This is a genomic window from Bradyrhizobium sp. USDA 3240, assembly GCF_054063295.1.
Genome location: NZ_JBSSGD010000002.1, coordinates 2,211,255 through 2,233,500 on the forward strand (window position 1 = coordinate 2,211,255; position 22,246 = coordinate 2,233,500).

Genomic DNA, 22,246 nt, shown 5'->3' on the forward strand with positions numbered 1-22,246 from the left:
GAGCTCGTCTTTCTAAGCGTTGCCGTCCCACTCTATATAGGGAGATCGAATTGCGCGCCTGCCCGATCCTCGCCCTGCAACGACGAGAGCGAGACCCCCAAGAGCCGGACTGGCTTGTGAACGGGCATCTCTTTCTGAAGCAAGGCGACCACCTGCCGTTCGAGTTCGCTGCGCTCTGCGACCGCGACGGGCGCGGACCTGCTGCGGGTGATGATCTCGAAGTCGTTGAACTTCATCTTCAACGTCACCGTGCGTCCCCGCGTCCCCTTGTCCTCGCAGTGACGCCAGACCTTATCGATCAACGGTCGCAGTTCCGCGGCCGTGGCGTCGAACTCGGTCAAGTCGCCGGCGAACGTATTTTCCGCGCCGACCGACTTCCGGGTGCGGTTCGCTCGGACCTCGCGGTCGTCGACCCCGCGCGAGATCCAGTAATAGTACCTACCGGCCTTGCCGAAGTTGGCCTGCAGGAACTCGAGCGTCTGGCTGCGCAAGTCGAGCCCGGTGTGAAGACCTAGCGCATTCATCTTCGCGCTCGTCGCTGGGCCGATGCCGTGGAATTTTCCGACGGGCAGCGGCTCGACGAAGGCCGACCCCATCTCGGGCGAGATGACGTACTGGCCGTTCGGCTTGCGGTAATTGGATGCGAGCTTTGCCAGAAACTTGTTGTAGGAGATACCGGCGGAGGCATTCAGCCCTGTCACTTCCTTGATCTTGACCCGGATCGCCAGCGCCACGTCCCGCGCCAGCGGAATGTTCTGCAGGTTCTCGGTGACGTCGAGATAGGCCTCGTCCAGCGATAACGGCTCGATGATCGGCGTGTGCTCCTCGAAGATCCCGCGGATCTGCTGAGAGACCGCCCTGTAGATCTCGAATCGCGGCTTCACGAAGATCAGGTCCGGGCACTGCCGCTTGGCGGTGACAGACGGCATCGCCGACCGCACGCCAAATTCCCTGGCTTCGTAACTCGCGGCCGCGACGACACCCCCGCTCGCGGGATCCACCGACGGCGACCGGCTTCCCCCGAAGCTCGGGATTGTCCCTCTGTTCGACCGAAGCGTAGAACGCATCCATGTCGACGTGGATGATCTTCCGCTGGCGCGATGAAGGACCGGCTGTGTTTCGGCATGGAATAAGGACCCCGTTTCGGGGTGATCGGCATCCAATCGGGACCCCGGGATAAGGGTCCACAGTGGCTTCCATCGAGTCATGGAAGCCGAGGTTGGGATGCTGGTGGTGGAGACGATTGGTAAGATCCGTCGCGCCTACTTTGTTGATGGTCGTCCGATCAAGGCGATCTGCCGAGAACTTGGCGTATCGCGGAAGGTGGTTCGCAAGGTCATTCGTTCTCAAGCGACGGAGTTCCGGTACGAGCGCGAGACGCAGCCGCTCCCGAAGATGGGTGCCTGGAGTGCCGAGCTTGATCGGTTGCTGGCAGGGAATGAGAGCAAGGCGGCGCGGGAACGGCTGACGCTGATCCGGCTATTCGAGGAACTCCGCGGCCTGGGTTATGCCGGCGGCTATGATGCGGTTCGTCGATACGCCCGACGGTGGACCAAGGAACGCGGCACCTCGACAGCGTCGGCTTATGTGCCGCTGAGCTTTGCACCAGGCGAAGCCTACCAGTTCGACTGGAGCCACGAGGTGGTCCTGCTGAGCGGCACCACGGTGATGGTGAAGGCTGCTCATGTTCGGCTCTGTCACAGTCGCATGCTGTTCGTGCGGGCCTATCCGCGGGAGACGCAGGAGATGGTGTTCGACGCCCACGACCGGGCATTCGCCCTGTTCAAAGGCACCTGCACCCGCGGCATCTACGACAACATGAAGACCGCGGTGGAGACGATCTTTGTCGGTAAAGGCCGTCTCTACAATCGCCGCTTCCTGCAGATGTGCAGCCACTATCTGGTCGATCCGGTCGCCTGTACGCCAGCGTCGGGCTGGGAGAAGGGGCAGGTCGAGAACCAGGTCGGGCTGGTCCGGGAGCGCTTCTTCACGCCGCGGCTGCGGTTCAAAAACCTCGACGAGTTAAACGCCTGGCTGCTCGACAAGTGCATCGCCTACGCCAAGGCTCATCGCCATCCGGAGCTGGTCGATCAGACGATCTGGGACGTGTTCGAAGCCGAACGCCCCAAACTCGTTCCCTATGCCGGCCGCTTCGACGGCTTCCATGCGGTGACAGCATCGGTCTCGAAGACCTGCCTGGTGCGCTTCGACAACAACAAGTACTCGGTCGCAGCCAGTGCAGTCGGACGACCGGTCGAGGTTCAAGCCTATGCCGATCGCATCGTGATCCGTCAGGATGGACGTATCGTTGCCGAGCACCCGCGATCCTTTGGCCGCGGCGATACCGTCTACGACCCCTGGCATTATGTGCCGGTGCTCGCCCGCAAACCCGGCGCCTTGCGCAACGGTGCTCCCTTCAAAGACTGGGTGCTGCCGGCCGCGATCGAGCGGATCCGGCGCAAGCTGGCCAGCACCGACGATGGCAATCGGCAGATGGTCGACATCCTCACCGCGGTGCTGACTGACGGTCTGTCCGCGGTGGAAGCGGCTTGTGCCGAAGCGCTCAGTCACAGCGTCCATTCCGCCGATGTCGTTCTCAATATCCTGGCCCGTCAACGTGAACCCGCCCCACCGGCCAACATCATGACGCCGGCCGCACTGACGCTCCGTCATGCACCGATCGCCGATTGTGCCCGCTACGACAACCTCCGGAGGACCATCTGATGGAACGAACCCAAATCTTCGACCTCATGGGCGAACTTAAGCTCTACGGCATGAAGGCTGCCTTCGACGAGATCATGGCAACTGCCGTCAAGCGCCAGCACGAGCCTCAACGCATTGTCGGCGACCTGCTCAACGCCGAGATCAACGAGAAGCAAGCCAGGTCGATCAAATACCAGCTCACCATTGCAAAGCTGCCGCTCGCCAAGGACATCGCCGACTTCCAGTTCGACGGCACGCCGATCAATCAGACTCTCGTCAATGATCTCGCTGGCGGCGGCTTCATCGCCCAACAACGCAACGTCGTGCTGGTTGGCGGCACCGGTACAGGCAAAACCCACCTGGCGATTGCCATCGCCAGAAGTTGCATCCGCGATGGCGCCAGAGGACGCTTCTACAACGTCGTCGACCTCGTCAACCGGCTCGAGACCGAGACCCGCAACGGTCGGCAGGGACGGCTCGCCGAGCATCTGACCCGCATGGACTTCATCGTTCTCGACGAGCTGGGCTATCTGCCGTTCGCGCAATCCGGCGGTCAGCTCCTGTTCCATCTCATCAGCCGGCTCTACGAGCGCACCTCCATCATTGTCACCACCAATCTTGCGTTCGGCGAATGGCCCAGTGTGTTCGGTGATGCCAAAATGACCACCGCGCTACTCGACCGATTGACCCATCACTGCGACATCGTCGAGACCGGCAACGACAGCTGGCGATTCAAAAGCCGCGACGATGTTCAAACAACCCGCGCTCGCGCCGTCTCCGCAACCCCGACCAGCTCCGACGACCCGAGCGCTACCAGCAGAGCACGCCGATCAAAGGGGTCCCTTTTGGATGCCGATAGGGGGTCCCAGTCGAACGCCGATTGACACCCTTGGCGGCGATACTCGCCGCATAGCCCTCAATCGCCGCCTCACTATGCGGCGTCTTGCGCGCATTGTTCGGGGATTTCTTCAGCTTGTTGAGCGGAATGAGAACCTCCGTCCCGCTCGCGAGAACGACTTCAACTGTTTTGGCCGACATGATCATTCTTCCTTTTGCTTCCATGGGTGCAAGGCGCACCACGCGCCTGCACCCCTGCCCGTCGGCGAGACCGGGGGTAGCAAGTGCCAGGGCGACCCGAGCGGAGGGGTATCTCCCGCCCGTAAGGGCCGCTCGTGAGAGGCGGGTCTGCACAAGCGCGAGCCATGCAGTCCGAAGTCGGCAGATTGAAACGCGCGCGGAAGACCGGGGAGACCGCTCGGGGCGGCGCCGGCGACAGCCGGCGCTTTACCCTGGTGCGCGCGAGGGGCGGAGCCCCTTAGATCTCAAGCGTAGAATGTTGAGCAAGTCAGCGCAGGCCAAAGCAAGACCTCAAAACAAGAGCAAGAGTGAGAAAATCAAAAGAGGCACCCGCAAGAGGGTCAGCATAGCGCCGACGCGGAACGCGGCGGGACCCGGGACCGAGTGCAGTCGCGAGACCGGTTAACAAGGCACCCGCGCGACGGGCAGTGATAGCGGTGCCGCGAAGCGGCAGCCCTTCGTGCGAGTGCCTCCGGCGAGCGACACATTATATATCTCGTACTTGCGCGAGAGATCGACGCCGGAGGCCGAGACGCGACGCGGCTCGGTTCATATGTGGACGGCCCCCGACTTGCAAGGATTGGCTCGGGCAACATGCTCGGATCGCTTGCGCTCATATGTCCGGCCTGTTTATGGGTCTTGCGACCACCGGCCAAGATGGGCTTCGCGGACAGTGAGATCCAAACACAAGAGCGGCATTCTCTGCCGGTAAACCGAGCGGAGCATCTCACATGACCGGCTCGCGCCGAACGTACCACCCCTTCCTATCCTGCAAGTTCCGCCCTCAGCGTCAAACCTGCCGGTCTGGCGCCAAGCTCTGTATTTCGTTTGGGTCTATGTCGGCACTACGCTGCTTGCGGGTCGGTATCGCTCGCCGCTGATCATCAGCTTCCAGGCAATCCGCGCCAATTTGTTTGCTAACGCTATTGCCACAAGCTTTGGCGGCTTGCGCGTGATAATGTCTGTCAGCCAAGGCCAAGAGCGGCTCCCCCGTCGTCGCACATCCGCAATCACAGCCGTCGCGCCAGCTACCAAGACGGTTCGCAACATGCCGTCACCGGCGCGCGTTATGACGCCGAGCCGATTCTTGCCGGCCGTAGAGTGATTCTTTGGCGTCAGGCCAAGCCAGGCGGCAAAGTTTCTTGCCGATTTGAACCCATGCGCATTCACAACCTTGATTGACAGCAGCGTCGCACCGATCGGCCCAATTCCCGGAATGGTTGCCAGTCTTCGGCTCATCTCGTTGCTCCGATGGATTTGCGTGAGCTTCTTGTCCAACGTAATGATCTGACCGTCGACGCGCGCCAGTTCTGCAGCCAACGCCTCTATCAACTCTATCGCCAAGTCCGGCACTGTCGCATCAGCCTTGATATCGATCAGCAATTGCGGAAGCCGCGAAAGCCCTTTGGGCGCGATAAATCCGAACTCAGCGGCGTACCCGCGGATCGAATTGGCTAGCTGGGTTCGCCTACTGATGAACTGAGCCCGCACGCGCGTCAGCATCTGTGCGCCCTGCTGCTCGGGACTTTTGATCGGCACGAAGTTCTTGCGCAATTTTGGCCGGCTTGCTGCCTCGCAAATCGCTTCGGCGTCCGCAGCGTCGGATTTCCCTCGCTGCACATACGGCTTGACATATTGTGGTGGGATCATCGCCACCTCGTGCCCGAGCGATTGTAGCTCCCGCGCCCAATAATGCGACGCGCCGCAAGCTTCCATCGCGACAAACGCCGGCGGCAAACGACGAAAAAACTCCAGAACCTGGCCGCGCCTCAACTTGCGCCGCAAGACTGGCTGCTCCATCCCGTCAACGCCATGCAGCTGAAATACGCTCTTGGACGTGTCCAAACCGACTCGAACAATAGTTCCCACGGACGGCTCCTTCGTTTGAGGTCATCGACGCCCCCATCCTGCCACGCATACCGGCGGAAGGGGGCCGTCCACCCCAACACGAGAGCCGTGCCGGAGGCCGCATCCGTAATTTGCTTAATCTAGGTTTGCTTGAAGCGATTCGGGCTGATGCTTCTTGGGTGGCACGAACGCAAGAAAGTTCTTCAACAGGTAACTTGAGTTTCCATATATCTCCTGGGCCATTGCATCTTTGCTCAAGAGGCCATCGAAACTCAGCGCCTGCGCCGCAATACTCGCATCAACAATGTCGTTGCGAATTCGATCCTTACCCGCCTTTTTCGCGCCGCCGACCGCGATCCAGCGTAGCGCGTGCATGGTTGCAGAGATCGAGAAGCGGAATATGTAGCTGTGCATCAAGTCTTCCCAAGGCGGAATGGGCTTGCCAAGCGCTTCAAAAAAGCCGTTCGCAAAGTGGAAAACACGGTCCAATAGCTTGCCGACCATCTCGTCGGTAAAGGGCTCCTTGTTTCGAATGCGGCGAAGCTCCTCGTCTGTGAATTGCTTGGCCGCTTCTTCGAGGTCGACTGCAAACGTTTCGCTTCCCTGTTTGATCTCCTCCAAGCGAGCTTTCGCGTGTTTGCTCATACGTTCGAAATGGGCGATTTCGGCGGGTCGGCCTGCAACTAGTTTTGGTCGGGAATGCCGCAACCACCGCCGAAAAGTCCTCGTTCGCTTACCGTCCGAAAAGCGCTTCTTCGTCCCCTTGCGTCGCCCCCGTAGCGCTGCAAGCCGGTCCGCGGGTTTTGCGACAATGACCTGATTGGGGAATTCGGCGAGAATATTCGTCGATTGAATGACGTTCTCGCGCCCGGCGGCCATGATTTCCAGCTCCACTAACTCTGGAACGACAGAGCGATTCTTGGGCGAAGCAGCGAGGTACGCGCGCAGGTCGTCGTCCTGCAGCATATTCGTATCCACAACCTTCCGCATAAGGTTCTCCTTTGGCGCAAGTCGGAGCATCTAGAACTGAAACTTGAGCAAGCTAACCTCGGCGTGTTCGATAGCGCTCGTCTTGCGCGAATAAACGCCTGATGCGAAATAAATTCTCTGGTTCTGAAGCTAGTTCTTCTCAAGAAGGCGATCGGAGCCGAAATTGGTAGAGGAAATCCACTGCGGTCTGTCCCTTCAGTCTAGTGTCTTGACGGCGAAACCAGAAGTTTGCCGTGTCAAATCATTCCGTACTTCTTAAGAAGAGTCTCCAACCGGCTGATGTGCGGCTGGATACTCGGAAGCGTTGGAACGGCGTACCCAACCTGCGTGTGGTGCGCTGGGTCGCAAAAGTGAACCGTATCACGCAGCCCGGCATGCTCGGAAGGCAAGGTGCCGGTGATCATCTGGAAGAGCGGCAGTAATTCCTTGGCGCTTGCACGGTCGTAGGTCGGCGATGACGCGGGTACGCCCATGATTTGCAAGTGCAGCTCCCGAATGAATCGCTCCGACAACACGCGGATGCGATCGACGGCATAAGCGCGATTCTCTTCGTTGCCCTTTGCTGCGCCCTTGATCTCAGTCAAGAGCTTCTGTACCGCAATTTGCTCAGTGATGGCCGGGCCGCCCCGTGCGTAGCTATCGTAGTGATAGACCTTCATTGCACGAGCACCGTTTAATTCGCGAAGGCGCTCCGTGATACGCTTGACGTGCGAAAGGACGATCACTTGCTTGCCGTGATCATCGAGAAGATGCGGTACAACATCGGCAATAAATGCCTCGGTATGATCGTCATCCATGGATTGGACCGGGTCGTCCAGAAGCACAAAACCAAAGGGCGATGCAGCGGTGGTTGCTCGCATCAGCCACATGGATAAGCCGAGACAATTCAGTTGACATTCGCTCAAGTTTGCGGCGGCTGGCATCTTTGTGCCGAAGCTCGTTGCGTTGAGCTTCATCGAATCCGTTCCGGGCTCCATGCTGTCGAACACGACATCCGCGCCACGGTTAAGGCGGTCATAGAGCGCCTTTACCTCCGCGCCGCGCGTGGTGAGAAGCGCGGCTTGGCGGGTCTGCATCTCGGACTCGACGGAACGGATAAGTTCTTGACTTTCCTCCAGTACCTTTTCGTAACGGTCGAGCAAGTGCATTTTAGGTTCAAGCTTCAACGTCTTGCCGACGGCGTCGATGCGGGCGACAAAAGCGTCGGAAGAAATGAGCGACGAAAGCTTGGGCTCGAATTCTTTCCATGCTTGCTCATAACCCTGAAAGGCTTGAAGTGTCCCCGTGGCTGCGCCGTTGACGCTATCTTTGACAGTCGCTGCTTGGGCGACGACAGCGGCGATTCTGTCGGGGATTTCGAGTAGCGCAACGCTCGTGTCGAGAAACTCGATTGCTTTCTCCAAAAGGGTCTTGTCCGCTTCCCTTGCCGCCTTGAACGCCTCCAGCTCGGTTAAAAACGTCGCCAGTTCCTCGGGCTTTTGCGCGAAAAGACGGCGGAGTTGTTCAAGGTCTTTCTCCGCAAGCTCATCGACGCCGAACTCGCTCACATGGGATCGATAACTGGCAGTCCGTGCCTTGGCCGCTGCAACCGCTGCGACCAGCGCGTCATTCTTCTGCATGCGGTCGACATTGTCGGCCAAGCGCTTGGACAATTCCTCGCGCTTTGCGGTTGTCAGCGTATCCGCTTCGCACACGGGGCACTGATCACTGGACGGCGAAAGCTCAAGACCTGCTTTCCACAGTTCGAGGAACGCAGATTTATAGGTCGAAGCGGTCGTCGCTGCCGTGATCGCGATGGTGCGCTCAACTTCGGTCAAGGCATCCACAACGGCCTTCATTCCCACGTCCAAAGGTGAGGCCTTGCCGTCGTTGGGCGCGAGCTTACCCGCATCGAACACGGACCGACTGGCTTGTTGCCGTGTTTCACGCAGCGCTGCCAGCGCCTCATCGACCGTCGGGCAGGGCGCGCCGGTTAGCGCTTTCGCGGCATCGAGCAAGGCTTGAGTATCTTCGGCCGTTTTCGCCTGCACGGGCGAGAGTAACCAGCGCCGGGCGAGGTCTTGGGTTTCGGGGATCTCCGAGAGCGTCCCTGCTTGTGCAGCCAGCTCGCGGCGGGCATCTGAAACGCTGCGGGGTGGCGTGCGCTGGAAGGATGCGCGTGCGCTGTCGAGCGCATTTTTCAACGCCGTCAGCTCGTCTAGCCCGAAGGCGGCGCAGATGGCGTCGCGCCGGTCCTTCGGCTTGGAATGGATAAACGTCTGCAAGCCGTGCTGGGCGACAACGGGATAAAAGGCTTCAATCGGCGAAACATTGATCGAGGAAAACGCGGCGGGCGTGCCGTCGACAAACGTTGTCGACGCTTCTCCAGGCCCAAGTTTGCGCGAAAGTACGACTCGGCGGCCGGCGATTTCGACCGTTGCGCTGACTTCGGTCGGCGTGCCGCCATGGATGTTGGCAAACGAATTCGAATATTCGCTGCGGCTGTAGCCCTCGCCTTGCTGGCGGCGCTTTGTCATCCCGTAGAAAAGCCATTCAATGGCCTCGGCGAGGCTGGTCTTGCCAAAGCCGTTCGGCCCGAAAAACAGCAACAAGTCGCCTTCGAGCGGGATTGTCTCTCCGGTGGCACCAAAGCCCCGGAAATTACGGATTGTCAGGTTGACGAGCCGCATCGGGCTGCTCCTCGTCTAATGCGGCTTCCATCTCGTCCTTTAGGCGTTGAATGTGATCGGCCTTCGTAAGTGCGGGATCGCGTATTGCATCGCGAAACGTTTCCACGAGCCTGCGGGAAAGCGGCTTGCCAGTAGTCGAATGGATTTCGTCCAAATGCGTTCGATCGGTCATAGACTCTTAGATCAGCTCAGCGCGACGAAAATTGTCGCGGTTGTCGATGGCCATATGTCTTGCATATTTCCCACGACGCCTCAACTATAGGTTATCAATCCCGGTTGGACTATCCCTGTGCGACTGCCAGCGATAGTGGCGGTAAAGGCAAGAAAAGCGTCCTTCTCGCACGGGCTATTTCAGCGAGCGATGCCGTATGTACATATGAGATGATTATTGTCGTATGGCCGAGACGTTTCGGTGCGGCTGTGCAAGCCTCATGGCATAGCCCCGGCTCGTATTGGCCCCGATTCGCTCTATGATCTGTTTGCCTCGGTTGCCGCCGTAGCAAATCTGCTGATAAGTTCGTCGGTTGCGGCTATTGATGCTCGAAAGCGGGTGCTGTTGTAGAGTTTTCGGCATGGATAAAGAAAACGCACGCGCGCAACTGGTCGACGAAGAAAAGGCAGCCTACAGCCCGTCGGCATTTATGAGGGCGAGAAGGCCAGAGCAATTTTCTGATTCGCGCATGGCGGATGCTCCCCCACTCGAAAAGAGTTTCTTTGAATATCATCTTGAAACGCTAACGAGCCGGAGTGACGAAAAGCCCTTTGAACTTTTCTGTCGACGGCTTGCGCAAAAAGAACTCTGCCCGAACCTCATTCCTCAAACGGGGCCTACGGGAGGTGGCGATAGCAAAGTAGATACGGAAACATATCCCGTCGCGGCGGAGGTCGCCGAGCGCTGGTACGAAGGCAATCCAAGCGCCGCCTCCGAGAGATGGGCATTCGCTTTCAGCGCCAAGAAGGACTGGCGCGGCAAAGTCCGCTCCGACGTTAGAAAGATAGCCGAGACGAAGCGCGGCTATTCGTTGATCTACTTCTTTTCGAGCCAGTTCATCAAAGACCGGGATCGTGCAGCCACGGAAGATGAACTTACCAAGACCGTCGGCGTGCCGGTTCGAATAGTCGATCGTAGCTGGATCGTGGAGAAGGTATTCGAACGAAAGCATTTCGCTCTGGCTATTGACTCTCTCAATATCAACGTTTCCGCCCCGAAAGAGAGGGTAACGGGTCCGCGCGATGCCGGGAAGCGAGCGGAATTTGATGAGCTGGAACGACAAATTGCCGATCAGGATCGTTATACTGGCGTCGAGTACCAACTCGCCGAAGATTGCCTCGATGCCGCTATCCTCGCTCGTGAACTCGAATTGAGCCGTACCGAGATTGAAGGCTTGTTCGACCGTGCCAGCCGGATCGCCGATAAGGTGGGATCGGCGCAGCAACGCCTTCGCATCGGGTATCAACGCGCATGGACCGCGTTCTTTTGGTTCGACGACTTCGATACCGCGAATGACTTGTACGATGAAATTGAGGACCTCGCACTCAAGAGCGACCAGGCCGACGATCTAGAATATCTGTCGAACATATGGACCAACCTCGTAACCGGCGTGCGGGTTGGCGCATTAGCAGATCAAGCGGCGAGACTGATGGAGCGGTCGGATCGGCTGAAAGCGCGATTGAGCGATCTCATCAGCCAGACCGCTCGGCCCAACAACGTGGCTTTGGCTAGGACGTTGTTGTGTACGACGCGTCTCACAGAGGAAGGGCCGCTCGACGACAAGGTCGTGGCGGAGGCCTTGACGGAGCTGGCCGATATTTGCAGCGATGCTGAACATATGGGTGGCTACCCGTTTGATCGGTTCGCTCAATTGTTCGAAGAGATGGGGGCACTATTTGGATCGAATCCGGCCTACGACAAGGCCTTTGAGATCGTTCTGCCGATACTAGAGCGCCGCCGCAGTGAGGGGGTCGCAGGTCTGGCATTATTGACCCGTGGTCGCCAGAAGCTTGATGCGGATGACAACTATAATGCAATTCGCTTGCTCGGGCGGGCGCAGCAAAAGCTGATCAAGTATGAGCATCGCCATGATCTTGTTCATTGCTTGATGATTTGCGCCCTCGCGTATCAGAAAGTCGGCCTTCTTTGGGCGGCTCATTCGACGCTCTTGGCGGCTGCTTCACATTCACTATCAGAGTTCGTTCGCGAGGGCCGGGTCGAACTGGCCGCTCTACGCTGCGTTCAGCAGCTCGTATGGATCGAATTGCAACTCGGTCGGTTACCGCTCGTTCTCAATTACGCGAATTTCGGCCAGATGCTCGGCGACCTCCTGCAATTGGACGGTGAGCGGAAGGAATCGTTTGTCGCGCAATTTCGAGACCAAGACCGCATGCTGGCGATGCTTCTGTTTCGATCTTCCCTCCCGCAGCTTGCCGCGATGGATCGTCTGCCCAAGACCTTCGAAAAGATGGGGCTATTCGGCGCGTCAATGACGCTGCTCTATTTGCTCGGTGACAGTAAGGCGTTGGTTGCTGAAGGCTACGTGAAGGAAGGCACTTCCGACGATGAGCTAGACGAGACCTTCGGGCGTCTCGCACAGATGCCAGATAGTACCTATCTGCCATCGGCCGTCGAACTGTTCGACACTGAGACCGTTCCATTGAAATCCTCGGTACTGGGATGTCAATGGACAATAGCAGTCGACGCAAACGAAACTGGAATTCGGATTGGCGAAGCCTTCGTTGGGTTCATTGAGACGTTCTTCGCAACCAGCCTTGACTACGATGCTGTCGCACATCGGCAGCGCATCAATATCCGCATCGCAGGAAAGCCGATTGCAGACGGCCCAGACTTCCAAATCGCTGTAGATGACCGCGACTATCTGGCGCGGATCAGTTATTCAAATTCCTATGACGCGACGCGAGAAGCCGTCGATGGGAAACTCCGAAGCTTTTTGCGGGACGCGCTCGCCGTCCTGATACCGCGTGTTCTCTATGTGCCCGATCTTACGAAGTACTTCGAGCGGATCGCCGTCACAGAGGAAGGCTTTGGCCGTTCGCTTAGCTTTGCCGATGTGTTCACGAGTGCGAGTAATGTCGTAGGGACGACTCCCGTCTATGACCTTTCGGCGTGGCTCGATGAGAATTATCAGTTCCCGCTGAAACGCACGTCAATGCCTGTCTTCAGGAAGCAGCCCGAGCCAGCAATGACCCCCGAAGAGGTCAAATACGGCGCGGGAGAGCCTCCCCCGGAATTGCGCAGTACAGACAGGTTGAGGCATGAGCAACGCCGCATCCTGTCGGTGATCGAAGTGGAGCTCTGGGATGCGGCTCGATGGCGAGGTATGGCGGTTGGCATCTATGAGGATTTTCCGCCGGGTCTGCTCTTGCTGTTCGAGAAAGAAGAACCCGCTCGAAAGATCTTCGAGAACTGGCGAAAGGAGTTTGGTAATAAAGATGAGAAGGGAATTTTGCGTATCGGCCTCATAACGGGCGTCGACAAGCGCAAGCCGTCGTCATACTCGATCGTTGTAAGCACGGATGTCGAGAAGGCGCTCAAGGATCCAAAGCCATTTGAGCAGGCCGTTGTTGTGACTCGTGCAAAGCGGATGGATATGGCTGATCCAAAGAACTTAGAAAGGTTCTTTGCCGCTCATCGCGCATTTCGCTGCTATTTTCTCGCTCCCGGGATCCTACAAGGCGGAGGTCAGCCCCCTAAGATCATACACGACCTGCCGCTCTTTAAGGACGATATGACTGTTCGGGAGGCGTGGCGCGTTGGTGATCACGACCCAGACTTCATTGCATTGTATCCAGATGATGATCCGGTCATTCCGGAGGGAGTTGCCGACGCACCCGTTCTCCGCGCGCTTGAACGCCACCGACGAAGCCGAAAGCGGCGAGATTGATCGTGGGCGCGTGGCGACGATTAGTCCATCAAGACCGGGCTGACATTAGTGCGCAGCGTCGTGAAATCGTTCAGCGAAAGACCAACTTCTGCGGCGCGGTCTTCCTTATTGAAAGCCCCTTTGGCTTTTTTGTTGCCGCCCAAGAAAAAAGGGAAGAATAGAGTGAGGTTGGTTGACAGGTAATTTAGACTAGGCTTCCGAACAACCGGCGTACGTCATCTTCGTTCTCCGGCTCAATCGTTTTACCCTTCGAAACAGGTTGGTAGTCATCGTCCTCGTCAGAGTCGTCCGATAGGTCCTTTTTGAGCTCTTCGATTGCAACGCGTATCTTCTTGATCACGCGCTTAAATACCTGGCGATGTGATTTCTGGATGTCCTGCAACCCGTCTCTCATGCTCTCCAGATCGGACAGTTCTTCGCATTCCTCGACCTCGGCATAGACGCCCCGTCTTCGATACTCCTGAAAGTCGAGCGTGAACTGTGTTTCATCATCGCTGGACCATTGCTTTGAATCTGCGCGATAATTAAGGACCGTTCGCCAATCGTAAGCCCGAGCGCGAGGTAGGTTCTCGAACATCTTGTCGAGCATTTTGCGTCGAAGCGTTTCGCCGCCGTGAGCGCGTACCCACGGGCTATCTTCGAGCGTCTTCACAGCATTCAAGAGCCCGGGGATGAAGACTAATAGTTGCTGCCAGTACTTTTCGGCGTACTCATACGCCAACGCCACAACTTCCAGAAGATCGTTGGATTTCTGCTCCTCCGCCCACTCAATGATCGTGCGCAAGCGAGAATCCGGCGCATCGTCTATGTGCGTGCCAAGATAGCGCCCATCGGGTTCGATTCGCCACCGGACATGCGTTTGGGACAAGGTTCGTTTCAGCCCGTCTATGACTTGAGGGGTTAAGGCTAAGATGGCCGACAAGGCATCGGACGGCTCAGCATCGTTGAAGTCATGCAGCCTCCTGATTTGCCCGAAATGGACGGCAGCTTCTATCGTATCGAGAGCAAATTCTCCGTTACTGCGATAAAGCCCTTCCATAAAGTCCCGAATTGACGGATTGAGGAAAGCCACCCGCTGCTCTGCAATCTTTACGAATGATCCCTCCAAATCGTTCAACGCGCGACGAAAATCGAGGGCTGTCGTCGAAAAGTTATACTTACGGGATTTCAACTGATGAAGCGCGCGCCAGGCTGACTCAAGCAGTTCGACTTCCGGATTCCACAGCACGACCGCCAACGTGAAGAGGATGTTCCGTGCGGCCTCTGAGATTTGCTGTTCGAAGGCATGCGACCAGATCTCCTCCGGCGAGTCGAGTAGCTTGGTGACGTGATCCTGATACTCACTCGCGGGGACGGTTTTCACGCGATTAAAGCCTGATAACCATTCGATCAATCGCGGATTAAAATTCCGATGTCGGATGATGCGAAAATAGAACTCATGCGCAATGATTGCCGCCTTGTACTCAGTTGGCAGGTCGCTGAAGTAAAGATGATTGTAAAGGATTCGTGCCTTCTGTCCGAATGAATAGTCGTGCAATTCGAGGATGCAGCGATGGTCGAGGAGAGAACCGCCACGTAGCTTCTCTGAAGTGCTCAGGGCTTTGCGTAAGATATGTTCTCGCGTGGTCAAGATAAAGCGGCTCGCGTGCGACGAACGAATGGCATCGATGAAATGAATTAGCGCTGCGTCCTGGTTCTTGGCGAGCAGCTCAGGTCGCTCCTGCAAAAAGGTTTCGCCAAGAAAGTCGTCAAAGTAGAAGAGTTGCTTTTGGTTGCGATCGAAAAGACGCTTTGCTTCTTCAATTCCACCCTCGACAACAACGGGCGCGAAGCCCTGTTCGAGATGAGCGAATAGCAACATTTCGGCGAGCGTGGTCTTGCCGATGCCTGGCTCTCCTGAGATTACAACAACGCGGCTATCCTCCAAGATTTTTTGAGCGCGCGGAAAGGCATCGTTCTGGACGAAGAGCGGAACCTTCCGCGTGACCCGATCAATCTCGAATTGCGTTCGCGAGTGCTCGGCATTATGTAGCACGCGCTGGAGAACGGCGGTGCTGGTGAGCCACAGCTTGAAATTGTTGGTCTCAACGTCCTTGTGGCGTCGGAGCAAACCATTTATCCGGCTGCGGCCATACACGTCTGATTGCCGCCTCAGGAAGGGCTTGAATAGTTGAACAAGCGCCTTCGTATTCTCGGGCGTCAACCCGAGCGATGTCACGAAGACATATCGCTTTGGTGCCAACGCGCGAACCTTCGGATGCTCTACTTTCCGGAGGTGTGAAAGAAGCTTCGAGAAGCTCGTGTTTGGCATGTGCTTGCATTGGACGATCGTTTCTTTCTGCGTATCGGCAAAGGCGCGCAGATCGATGCCGCTATCACGGCCGGGCGTAAATACTTCCAGATCAACATTCCACTCTGCTCGAAGCAAGTCGGCAACAAGCTCTTCGAAATCGAAGCTGGAGAGGCGGCTGAAGTCGTAGGTGGGCATAGAGTACCGACAGCGGGAAGGTATGACGACAAATCAATAAGCAAATAGATAACACAGCGCGCACGACGGAGAAACAGCCCCAGAGCCTGTGCAACAGCTCTAACCGACGGGCATCTGGATGACCGGGGATGGGGACAGATCAACTCTTATAAGAGTGTTTGCATTTGAAAGCCTGTCCCTCCGTTTGGCTATATCTCGCTTCATAGCGAGAGCGAGGATTTTAAGAGCATCAACGATTAGTGGCGGGAAATAACCTGCCCTCCGCGAATTCCAATGGTTGCCGCTAATTGTTGCTTAGAAATTCGCGTATCCGAGTACGACTTGTTAAAAGAAAGCCAAGAACGCTGATGAATGCACCAAACGTGAAAGTGATTGTTGTGTTCTTCCATAACCAGTGAAGAAGGCTCGGCGTAAGAGTCGATTTAGTGCCTCGAACGTCTACGGCGTCGCCGTGAAATGCCGTAGTCAGCGTCGTAGCCTTAGCACTCAGCTCAAAAGCCCCGGTTGCTTCAATTAGCGAAAGTGCCTGCCCGCCGAAGGGGGACGTCTTTTCGTCGCCGAAGTCCAAGAATGCGACGGTCGCTGACTGGAGAAGGTTGTTGCGGCCATTCAGTGTACCATTAACGGGCGTCCGCTTATCGAACGCGACTAGGCCAATTTGACCGCTATATTGAATGACGGGCAGGCGTTCAATAGCTTTTGGCCGTCTCGTCAACAGCACTTCAAGTGTTGATCCACCCCGAAACTGGACATTCCTCTTTGCCGAGAGCGCCCCGGCTTGGACGGGCTTATCATCGTTATCGAGTAATCGAACAGCGGTACCATTGAGCGACAAGTCGATGCTGGACCCCGGACCTTGCAAGGACAGCCGCATTAGATCGGAACCGAAGAGCTCCACGGAAAGTTCGCTATTCTTCGCGATGCTGATCTCGGCGATAGCTGCGTCTGCCTCAACCTTAAGCCGCTCGTTCTTTACGCTTAGCGGTAACATGGTCCCATCTCGTGAGTCCATGACAGCTGCGGCTCCAGATATTTCGGTGATGTCGTACCCGACAAATGCAAGTTCTTCCCCCCTCAGCTTAACGTCTTTCTCGAAAGCGAGGCGAACGCCTCGGGACGACGCTTCCATTGAAATCAGTCCGGCGGTGGGATGAATGCTGAGCAACAGTGCAATTATCGCACATGCTATCCCGATAAGAAGAAGCCAACCCCTTAGTCCTAACTTGCTGTCGCTCGAACCCGGCGCTTCGTCACTCAGAGCAACTGCGAACTGGTTGAGGCGTATGAGTCTGGTGGCAGCTTCTTCAATCGCGTTGGCATCGTTGGCTCGACGGGCAGAATCGAATTCGGAAAGTGCCATTTGCGTCTGGCTTCGGGCCCAGTCCTTTGTGGCCTCCAGACCCATGCCGCGCCTCCCTTACTTTCGAAAGGACAAGTAGGAACTACTTTCGACGAACTTCCCGTCGAGATTCTTGGTGCTGAAGGTAACCTCGATACAAAACACTCGGGGAATGGCGGCGGGAAGCGTCAATTCTATGGGCGTTGAAGGCGACGATGATGCCAGGGTCAGAAGCCCGCGATCAACGGTGCACTTATTGGAGACGTCGGAGTGACCGACGCTGACAGATACATTTCGGGCCGGGGCTGTAAGCATCATCCGTAGCGCAATGTCTGACTGTTCGGAGGGATCAGCTGACTGTGGTTGGCGCAGAGCTACCGGGAAAAAGATCGTCTGCCCAGGTTGCGCCGGGTCTTGGAGACGTCCAAATAGGTCTAGGTTGGACAGAGAGACCCCAAGTGGTTTGGCAACACTGTCGAGCGGCCAAGCAACAGCCTTAGCCTTATCAAGCGCCGCGTCGAGACGATAGAAGTGTTGTGCTGTCCTCTCCGAAACGGTTGCAATTGCGCTTGCACCTTTTGGGATATCAGTGGTGCGAGTAATCGTAACGGTCGTGGCCGAACTAAGATCTGCCCTTGGTAAGACTTCCAGACGCAGAATTGCGACGCCAACCGAGCCGGCCTGATCTTCCCGAATAGTCCCCTCACATCGGTCCTCAGAGCGCCGTTCGTACGAACTCGCACCGTGTGCTGGTGATTGGTTGTCCTTCGTAAGCACGGCCCCACAATCCATGGCAGCTTGCGACCGCTGAATGGACACTGAGCTAATGATCGCGACCAACAACATGGTCACTAAGCGTGATCCTGTGACGCAGGTGGTCATAGATTCCCGCAATTCCGCTGCTGAATTTGAAAGTCGCGTGCTTGGCTGAACTGATTTTGTCTTAGTTTACTGCAGTAGTCCGTAGCGAGCTCTATTACCAAGCTCTTTGCCTGCTGTTGCTGGGCGTCTGTCAATCTATATAGGATAAGATCGTTGAAAATACGCTCCTTGCCGAAGCGGTACCCCAGCGGGCTGCCTCCTCGCTTGGCAAGCAGCCTTGCAATTTGGAAGTTGCCCCCAAAAATGGCCGATTCAAAAGGCGTCGGGCCATACAGCCCGCCCTGATCGTCGCGGAGGTCCACGGGCACCCCCATCGCGAGCAATCGCTCAACCAGTTGCGAGTTACCCACAAAGGCTGCGGCATGAAGTGGACTTCCCGTCGCGTCATTGCCAACTAACCCCTTTCCAGCGCCGCTGCTCAAGAGTTTTTCGACCATGCTCGACTGTCCCTTGAGAATAGCAGAGACAAGCAGCTTGTCCTCATCACCCAAACTGGCTGGCCTTAACTTGAACAAGCTCGCCGCGACATCTTCCCTCCCCGCCTTGATCGCTGCATTTGCCGGCGTGAGCCCTTCGCAGTTTCCCGTCACGAGCTCGGGGGAGTTTGCTGCGAGCATCATCTTGATTGAAGTTTGATCTCCATTGCTGAGCGCGGAGTTGAACGGGCAGGCGGTGCCCATGCCAGCGTCGAGCATGACCTTCAGGGCATCGTAGCGGCGCGCTGCCATTGCCGCGCCAATAGCGGGACCGTAGTGAGCACGTGCGCCGGACTTGATCAAGGTCACGGCCATGTCGATCTGGTTCGCCCAACCGGCAACAGCAAGCGGTGGGTACGGGCTATTCTGATCGTTGAACTTATATGATCGATCCAGATTGATGCGCTTGGCCACAACCGCTTTGAATGTTTCCCGGTCGCCAGTATTGATGGCCCGTCCCAACCTCTCGCCGAACTTGAGTTCCTCTGCGTCCGTGTAAACGTTCCACGGCACCCTGGCTTTCTCTGCAATTCTCCGAATCTCATCTAGCCTAAGTGCAACCGCAAGTGATTGATCACGCTCACCTAGAATGTTCAAGCCAACGACGTGTCCTTGCTCGTTGAAGACGACTGCGCCAGACGTCCCGACTTGGGTCGGCAGTCGTTCAACCAGCACTCCGCACACTTTGGTCGTATAGGCAGTATCGCAGGCATCAACCACGACGCCTAACTGTTGGGGGATGATCGGCCGCTCCAGATAACCAAGAAACGTCACAGCCGTACCGTTCGTTAATTCGGCCGCGTCCGCCATCAGGGTATGCTTCGTCGTCCAGGTTTGAGGCTTGGATACTGATAAGAAGGCGATATCCTCGGCGTCAGCGTTATCCGCCGCGGGTAATGCAATCGGGTCGGCGCGGCCAAGCCTGAATGACCTCCCGTCGCTGGAGTACCCTCCCAGTTGGACAGCTTCGGCAATCGGTGGAGTAAATACCTGACAGTGGATTACGTGATCCGGTACTGCCAAAAAAACCTTGTCGTCGCTTTCGCCGATAACAAATGCAAAGCCCTTCTTTCCGCCGCAGCTCGCGAAGCTCGCGTTTACCTGAATAAAGCTTGGTAGCAGAGAGGCGGCTGATGCCCTGAATGTGTCAGATGGTCGCTCCTGCGCGGCGGCACGGTCGCAAGAGGCTGACCAACTGGCAGCGAGGACCAGCGCAACAATAACTCTCTGGCGCAATAATTCGCTCAACAGCACAGCTTCTCCCCAAGTCAAATTGGGACAATCAATGCTCGGTACAAACTAGGCATTCAAGTCTATGAAATATCGTCGTATTTTAGCTTCTTGCCCTTGTTTGAGCCGCGACGTGGTCGTCTAATGTGGAGCTAAGCAAGCAAAGGTAGCATGTCCTATCGGCGTCAACCTTATTGCATTTTTGCGTGCCCGTCACGATTCGAACGCGTGACCCTTGTCTTCGGAGGATGGGCTAACGATTAGAGTGGTTGGTTCTACTGGCTTTCCGCTCGTTAGTCGTTTGATAGCGGCGGATAGATCGGCCGCGGAACGGATTGATAATTGAACTTGAGGCCGTAACTCAAGCCGTGGTTCTTTGCGCGGCGAGATCGAAAATACCTTATATCTCATTGGGTTCTATTAACGCGCTCTCTCCACTGAGGACAAGGCCCCCTGGGATCTCGTGTGAAAGCGTCCCGGCCGCACCTAACAATCCAAGTCCCTGCGAAACACATCTACTATTTGCGTAGTGGCAGCACCGAACCCAAGCTGCCACGATTTTCTTCGGTCTTACTCCCTCGCTTGGCAATCTTCTCGACGGCATCCGAGAGATAGTCGGGGTGATGATGGCCGTACGTATTGAGCAGAACGTCAAGCGACATGCCTAAGTAGCCCGCTGCTTGCCACGGATCGGCGCCACGCTGCATCAACCAAGTCGCTGCTGTATGCCGGAGCGTATGGGGCGAAATGCCCATGCCGAGGCCGGCGAGTCGCACGGCGCTTTTGAAGGCTGTCTTTACAGAAGTTACCGGCATTCCGTTGAACTCAACGAAGTGCCTGGCATGTGAGTCGAGCCGATGCCAACGCCGGAGGTGCACGAGCAGGCGCGGCGGGATTGGCACTGGTGGTTGCCGCTTATTCGTCCGTGCGTCACCTTGGCGGCGGCGATAATAAATGCCGCGATCGAGATCGACAAATGAACGACCGACGGCCGGGATCGGTGAGGCCGCCGCGATGGCGCCGGCCCGGGAGCCGCTATAGATCCCAATTAGGATGAACCTTGCCAAGTGTCGCAAGGGTCGCTTGTCCGTCGGCATCCTCAGACCTTTCATCGGCCCTCGCGACATCTTTTGGATCTCTCGATAACGCCAGCAAGTCCAGATCAGCTTCGCTGCGTCGGATCTCGTCAACCATTTGTCGCGAGGCTCGCCCTTGGCAGGCAATGTGATCTTGATCAGCCCTCGGTGGTAGCCTTCCGCAGAATGATGGTTGATGGCTGCGCGCAGATCCTCAAGATCGCGCCTCGAACCGCCTTTATTGCCGCGCTCCTTCGCGTATCGACGACACTGCTCGCCATCCACGTCGGCGAGCATTTTCGTGCCCCACCAGTCGTTCAGTCGGCCAATTCGCTTCTTGAATTTGCGTATGCCTGGAATGGTATCTTCGTCGTCTTCCGTGACCTTGAACCTGTCACGAAGCTTGGCAAGTTCTGCGTCGAGATAGATCGAAAGCACGTCCCCGATCGGGATCGATTCAATGTCCTGGGCCTTGCGTTTGGGAGTGTATTTCGATGCGATATAGTCCCTTAGCTTTTGTTCCGCGGCCGTAATTTCATCTGAAGTGCAGCCTGTGCTGATATCCCTGCCGTTATCCCGGATGATCCAGGTTGCTCGGTGGGTAACCCTGCAGGCCTTGTCTCGTCGAGCGGCTTTGAGTTGCAGCCTGGCTCCTTTGCTTTGACGCGGCATAATTCCCTCATTCTCTCTATATGAAAGAGTGTCGTGTAATCCTTGCCCGCAATTCGCTCGATGATGAGTCTTCCGCGTGCGCTCTCTCTGCGCAGCCCGGAAGCGGTCATCGAGCCATCGGGAAAAGCCACAGCCGCCGCTACGGCAAGACGGAGTGGATCGTGCGGACCAACGCCGTTTGGGCGCTTTGATACATCGATCATGTGAGCAACATCGCGATCTGCGAAGCGCTAACGGCGATCGAGTTCTTATACGGGCGGCATCGGCGCGATTCTATTCGTCCGGGAAATGCGCTTGCCGCGAAGTGTGGAGCGGGTGTGGAGATTCGAAGTGTCTGGCAGCGCTGAGCAAGGACAACACTCTGCTCACGGCGGCTGTCTTCGAGAATCCTTCCAGTTGCGCTATCCGCCTCGAGACCGTCAGTGCCCATTGGCACATACAATCAACGTGCGGGCGATAGCTCAATTGCGACGAGTGGCTGTTTGGGCCGACATGGGCCGACGCGGAGAATGTCTGGGTTGGCCGCGCCAGCGTCATCCTAACTGGGGGTATCGATCACTTTTGCGATATGCTCCATTTGCTTTTCGGTCCAACAGGGCGTTGTTGTTTACCGCTAGCGTTAGCCACGGCGCACGTGTTTGTGCGAAGCGGGACTATTGGTTTTGCTACTGATAGCGACCCAGCTGCTGAAGCGGCCAGCCCAACGATGTTCGCCGGTCGCTCGACATAGCTCCCGGATTCTAATGGGTCGGACGTCTGGCCGATACTGTAAGATTTAACAGGTTATGGATTGCCTCGGCGAGCCGGCTGGAGTCTTGGGTCTGGATCTCAAAGCCCGCGTGGCCTCGTGTTTCTGCATCTACGGCGCGCGCGGCAATAGCCGCACCGGGCTCTCGT

General features: G+C 56.9%; 11 protein-coding genes and 1 pseudogene. 3 read left to right on the plus strand and 9 right to left on the minus strand.

Going from position 1 to position 22,246, the window contains the following annotated elements; translation table 11 throughout:
- Nucleotides 1-32: 32 nt before the first annotated feature.
- A pseudogene (gene dinB / locus ACVIGA_RS11220) lies at nt 33-1,071 on the minus strand (DNA polymerase IV).
- Between the two features lie 153 nt (nt 1,072-1,224).
- Between dinB and istA the strand changes: the two are divergent.
- Entirely contained in the window at nt 1,225-2,724 is a 1,500-nt protein-coding gene (gene istA, locus ACVIGA_RS11225) for an IS21 family transposase (RefSeq protein ID WP_166309211.1), read from the plus strand.
- On the plus strand, nt 2,724-3,587 hold the full coding sequence (istB, locus tag ACVIGA_RS11230; protein WP_166107168.1) for an IS21-like element helper ATPase IstB: 864 nt from the start codon (nt 2,724-2,726) through the stop codon (nt 3,585-3,587). Before istA ends, istB begins: the two co-directional genes overlap by 1 nt.
- Before the next feature lie 1,027 nt (nt 3,588-4,614).
- Here the strand turns inward: istB and ACVIGA_RS11235 are convergent.
- The 4 genes from ACVIGA_RS11235 to ACVIGA_RS11250 form a co-directional block, all read right to left on the minus strand.
- Nucleotides 4,615-5,649 (minus strand): IS110 family RNA-guided transposase, encoded by a 1,035-nt coding sequence (locus tag ACVIGA_RS11235; RefSeq protein ID WP_456666426.1) that lies wholly within the window; start codon nt 5,647-5,649, stop codon nt 4,615-4,617.
- 114 nt (nt 5,650-5,763) lie between these two features.
- Entirely contained in the window at nt 5,764-6,594 is an 831-nt protein-coding gene (locus ACVIGA_RS11240; protein WP_456666427.1) for a hypothetical protein, read from the minus strand.
- A gap of 260 nt (nt 6,595-6,854) precedes the next feature.
- A complete protein-coding gene (locus ACVIGA_RS11245; protein ID WP_456666428.1) occupies nt 6,855-9,287 on the minus strand; it encodes an AAA family ATPase in 2,433 nt (810 codons plus the stop codon).
- Nucleotides 9,259-9,459: a hypothetical protein gene (locus ACVIGA_RS11250; RefSeq protein WP_456666429.1), complete on the minus strand. Its 201-nt coding sequence runs from the start codon at nt 9,457-9,459 to the stop codon at nt 9,259-9,261. Before ACVIGA_RS11250 ends, ACVIGA_RS11245 begins: the two co-directional genes overlap by 29 nt.
- 400 nt (nt 9,460-9,859) lie before the next feature.
- On the opposite strand from ACVIGA_RS11250, the gene ACVIGA_RS11255 reads away from it, so the two are divergent.
- A complete protein-coding gene (locus ACVIGA_RS11255) occupies nt 9,860-13,186 on the plus strand; it encodes a hypothetical protein (protein WP_456666430.1) in 3,327 nt (1,108 codons plus the stop codon).
- 184 nt (nt 13,187-13,370) lie between these two features.
- On the opposite strand, the gene ACVIGA_RS11260 is transcribed toward ACVIGA_RS11255, so the two are convergent.
- From ACVIGA_RS11260 to ACVIGA_RS11275, 4 genes are all read right to left on the minus strand, one after another.
- On the minus strand, nt 13,371-15,674 hold the full coding sequence (locus ACVIGA_RS11260) for an nSTAND3 domain-containing NTPase (RefSeq protein ID WP_456666431.1): 2,304 nt from the start codon (nt 15,672-15,674) through the stop codon (nt 13,371-13,373).
- A 283-nt stretch (nt 15,675-15,957) separates the two neighbouring features.
- Nucleotides 15,958-17,079 carry a hypothetical protein gene (locus tag ACVIGA_RS11265; RefSeq protein WP_456666432.1) on the minus strand — a complete coding sequence of 374 codons (1,122 nt, stop codon included), beginning with the start codon at nt 17,077-17,079 and terminating at the stop codon, nt 15,958-15,960.
- Nucleotides 17,080-17,891: 812 nt separating this feature from the next.
- On the minus strand, nt 17,892-19,625 hold the full coding sequence (locus ACVIGA_RS11270) for an ankyrin repeat domain-containing protein (protein ID WP_456666433.1): 1,734 nt from the start codon (nt 19,623-19,625) through the stop codon (nt 17,892-17,894).
- A 494-nt stretch (nt 19,626-20,119) separates the two neighbouring features.
- A complete protein-coding gene (locus ACVIGA_RS11275; RefSeq protein ID WP_456666434.1) occupies nt 20,120-21,349 on the minus strand; it encodes a tyrosine-type recombinase/integrase in 1,230 nt (409 codons plus the stop codon).
- Nucleotides 21,350-22,246: the final 897 nt, after the last annotated feature.